We start from the raw sequence: 3,324 nt of genomic DNA, 5'->3' as shown, positions 1-3,324 counted from the left end.
AGTGGATTCGGGAACCGCCGGGACATGCCGACCGGGCATCCTTGTGATGCGCTCCTCGCCGTGGCCGGGCCGGACGGCGGCTTGGACCCCGCCGCGGTGCAGGCCACCGTGGCGGAGATCGGTCAGCGGCGCCTGCCGGCATGGGTCGAGCACGTCAAGGACGTACTGGCTGATCTCGATGCTCAACGGCGGCGGGCACTCGATCTGCGTAACTTCCTGGATGAGCGGTACCCGCCGGGCAACGCCGCGCGAAGGCTCCTTGATGCATTGCTGGGCGAGGGCGCGACCGGCTCAACCGCGCAGGCACCGGTCGCGGGATGCGGCGGACCCGGTGGCTCGGCACCGCCGCGGGAGCCGGCGCCCGGTCCCCAACGCGGTGAAATCGCATCAATCCTGCGCTCGGAGGTTCCGGGCCACTCCACCTGAGTGCAGCCCGCCGGTCAGCGTCTCGCCGGGTATCGAAGCAGAGTGATCAGCTGGTGACGACTTGCTCGTCCGTTTCATAGCTGATGGACTGCTCCGTCAACCATGTGGTGAACCTATCGGCGATCTTGGTGCCTTCGTCGTTGCCGTCCACACCGAGGAGCGCGCGTACGGCCTCGATGACGAACTGATTCTCGTTCAGCGGCCGGATCGGGTAACCCTGCCAATCCTCGGCAGCGGCGGGGATCCCCGCGCCGGCCAGCCAAGTGCGTAGCGCTGAAGCGTCGGCAAACAGATCCTGTAGAGCCGCCCGTAGTACCTGTGGCACGTGCTCAGCCATCACAGTCCACGCCCGGCGGTACTCGGTGGCGCCTTCTCCTATGATCATTTCTACGGCGCGGCCCGAGGTGCGGCAGCGCAGCGTCAGGTCACCACCAGGATGCCGCTCGAGGGTGACCTCCTCCGCCGACCATCCGTCCTCATCCATGGGCTTGTTGAACACGTTAACGACTCGTACGGCGCCATCGTCGGGCATGCGGCCAGTATCGCGCACCTTCCGGGGCAGAGCCGCACGGTCGTTGCGACCGCGTGGATAACCGCGTGCCGTAGGCTGCGACGGTCAACCCGGCAGTCGGCGGTAACGCGCCATCATCGCCGAGGCGGTACGGAATCGGTGCGGGTTTACTCAGTTCGCCGAAAGTTTCGGGATCGGGCGGGCCGTGGCGGTCAGCGTCGCCTCGCACGTCGGGAGGATCGACGCCTTCTGATCGACGATTTCACCATCGACTGTGAGGATGCACTGCACCTGGGGGAGCCCGGTGCCCAGCGGGGCGGGCGCCATTGGAGTCGCGACGGCATTCCCTGAGATCGCCACCAACATGACATCGGGATACCGCACGGTGACCTGCTTGGCCCACGACGGCGCGGTGGACTCCTCGTGCTTCTGCCTCCCTGTGGAGTCGGTGTAGTTCAGCGTGATCATAAAATTGGACCCGCCCTGCGCATACAACTGGTAGAGGATGACGTGCTCCACCGTCTTCGCGGGTTGTGGACCTGACTCGCCCCCTCCGCCGAAGGTGCCGCAGCCGGCCATGAACACCAGCGTCGTGGCGACTGTCAACAGCCGTCGCATCGAGCCTCCTTACCTACTAGCTTCAGCGTGGAAACGGCTGGCATCGGGACAGTTTCAGCCTTCCATGCGGGCGGCTGAGAAGGAGAGTGACGGTGTACTTCAAGGAACCGTTCCACCGTCGCGGCGACCCGGCATGATTCCCGGCGGCCGATACGCGTTCCAGATCGTCCATGCAGGCTCGCCGATGCTGCGCATCCGGTACCGTGACGGCATTTTGGCCGGGCCGCACGGCTTCCCCGACTGGATCCCGTACGCACGCGCCGTCGTCCAGCTGCCCCCCTGCTCACCCGATCTCGGCGTGGACGAGGCGCGCGTGGTGGACGTGCTCACCGCCAACAACACCATGGCCGCCGGCGGAGATGCGCTCTGGGCGGACGTGTGCCCGGGCGCCACCCCGGCCGGGTGGACCTGGGCGCACCTGCCGGCGGTGTGGTCGCGGACACGCCGGATCGCCCTCGTCCCCGTCGAACTGCACGGCGCGTACAGGCATCTGGGTGGTGTGAGCACCGGCAGCGCCGATCGGGCCAGGCGGGGTCTGGCGATGCACGGCGGGACACCACCGCGGATCCGGCTCACCCACCGGCTGTCCGGCGAGGTGCTGGAGAGGCTGGAGGAGCGTCTCGGGTACGGCCTGCCCGCCGGGTACCGGTCGTTTCTGCTTCGGACGAACGGCGGATGCCCAGCCTGGCCGGCCGTGCATCCCGGCTTCGGCTTCGTCGCCGATCAGCCGTTCTTCGGCATGGCCCGCCAGGACTGGCTCCAGGACCTGGCATACGCGAACGCCTGGTTCGGCGACCGGCTCACATCCGAGTCCCCGTCGGGGAACGCGAAGCGCTCACGCGCGTAGTCCAGCGCAGCCGCGCCATCCATGAGCTGTTTACCCTTGGCGAACCCACGCCGACCGGACGGATCGAGGGAGTGGGTGGAGGTGAAGCTCTGCTCAACGTCGATCTCGACGCCGTCCAGCGCGTCGACGATTTCCTTGAATCCAGCGAAGTCGACGAGTACGACGTGATCGATGCGTACGCCGGTGAAACTCTCCACCGTCTGCACCGTCAACGGCAAGCCTCCCCAGGCGTAAGCTGCGTTGATCTTAGCGTCGGTGTTGCCATACCTACCATCCTTCGACCGGGGAACGTGTACCCACGTATCGCGGGGGATGGAGATCAGCTGCGCACTCGACCGCCAACCCGTGAGCAACGAGCGGCTGCGTGTGGCGTACATCCTTCTCGGAGCGCCCGGTTACAGCGAGACCTTCATCTCGGCGGAGGTCCACGCGGTCCGCGCGGCCGGCGTCGAGGTTGAGCTCTTTGCCATCCGTAAGGGCGACGGCGGTTCCCGCCTTGCGCAGGCCGCTCTCGTGTCGTGCGCGTTGGTCCGTCGTCCGCTGAAGGTGTTCACCCATGCGTTCGGACTCGGCCCGTCATACGGGGCGCGGGCTTTTCTCGCCGGAGCGTCCGCCGTGTCGCTGCTCAGGGACATCGCAACATTCGATCCAGACGTCGTTCACGCTCATTTCGTGAATCTCCCCACGGCGGTTGCCGTTCTGACCGCCGACGACCTCGGCAAGCCGGCCACGGCTACCGCACACGCAGCCGACTTCATGCTGGAGCGGAAGCCGGGCGCTCTCGAACGGCGGATCAGGCGGCTGGACCATCTGTTCGCCGTCTCGGCGGCTGCCTTCCGGCAACTGAATGACCGTGGCGTGAGCATGTCGGAGGTTCCCCACAGCATCGTCCGAGCCTCGTTCGACGGAGTGTTCGGTGAGA

4 protein-coding genes and 2 pseudogenes are annotated in these 3,324 nt (G+C 66.8%); 3 read left to right on the top strand and 3 right to left on the bottom strand.

The features are described 5' to 3' along the window. Window positions 1-426: pseudogene (locus MJ783_RS06460) on the top strand (hypothetical protein); the annotation flags it as partial. A 46-nt stretch (window positions 427-472) separates the two neighbouring features. On the opposite strand, the gene MJ783_RS06455 reads toward MJ783_RS06460, so the two are convergent. Together MJ783_RS06455 and MJ783_RS06450 are read right to left on the bottom strand one after the other, a co-directional pair. Continuing rightward, window positions 473-925 (bottom strand): hypothetical protein, encoded by a 453-nt coding sequence (locus tag MJ783_RS06455; protein WP_239309128.1) that lies wholly within the window; start codon window positions 923-925, stop codon window positions 473-475. 183 nt (window positions 926-1,108) lie between these two features. Next, window positions 1,109-1,555, bottom strand: coding sequence for a hypothetical protein (locus tag MJ783_RS06450; protein WP_239309126.1), 447 nt, complete (start codon window positions 1,553-1,555; stop codon window positions 1,109-1,111). On the opposite strand from MJ783_RS06450, the gene MJ783_RS06445 reads away from it, so the two are divergent. After that, a complete protein-coding gene (locus MJ783_RS06445; protein WP_370651461.1) occupies window positions 1,443-2,402 on the top strand; it encodes an SMI1/KNR4 family protein in 960 nt (319 codons plus the stop codon). The two genes, MJ783_RS06450 and MJ783_RS06445, sit on opposite strands and share 113 nt — an antisense overlap. On the opposite strand, the pseudogene MJ783_RS23575 reads toward MJ783_RS06445, so the two are convergent. Further along, window positions 2,366-2,740, bottom strand: a pseudogene (locus MJ783_RS23575) (LCP family protein); the annotation flags it as partial. The gene MJ783_RS06445 and the pseudogene MJ783_RS23575 sit on opposite strands and share 37 nt — an antisense overlap. A gap of 28 nt (window positions 2,741-2,768) precedes the next feature. On the opposite strand from MJ783_RS23575, the gene MJ783_RS06440 reads away from it, so the two are divergent. Continuing rightward, a partial coding sequence (locus MJ783_RS06440) for a glycosyltransferase (protein ID WP_239309122.1) occupies window positions 2,769-3,324 on the top strand: 556 nt, incomplete at its 3' end.

The sequence above is a fragment of the Protofrankia sp. Cj3 genome, assembly GCF_917627355.1.
Classification (GTDB): Bacteria; Actinomycetota; Actinomycetes; order Frankiales; family Frankiaceae; genus Protofrankia.
The sequence above is the reverse complement of the archived record's forward strand: the minus strand, read 5'-3'. Positions and strand labels throughout refer to the sequence as shown.

Coding starts and splice junctions, on each gene's coding strand:
- MJ783_RS06445 (WP_370651461.1), top strand. CDS start 1,443: ATGACGTGCTCCACCGTCTTCGCGGGTTGTGGACCTGACTCGCCCCCT.
- MJ783_RS06450 (WP_239309126.1), bottom strand. CDS start 1,555: ATGCGACGGCTGTTGACAGTCGCCACGACGCTGGTGTTCATGGCCGGC.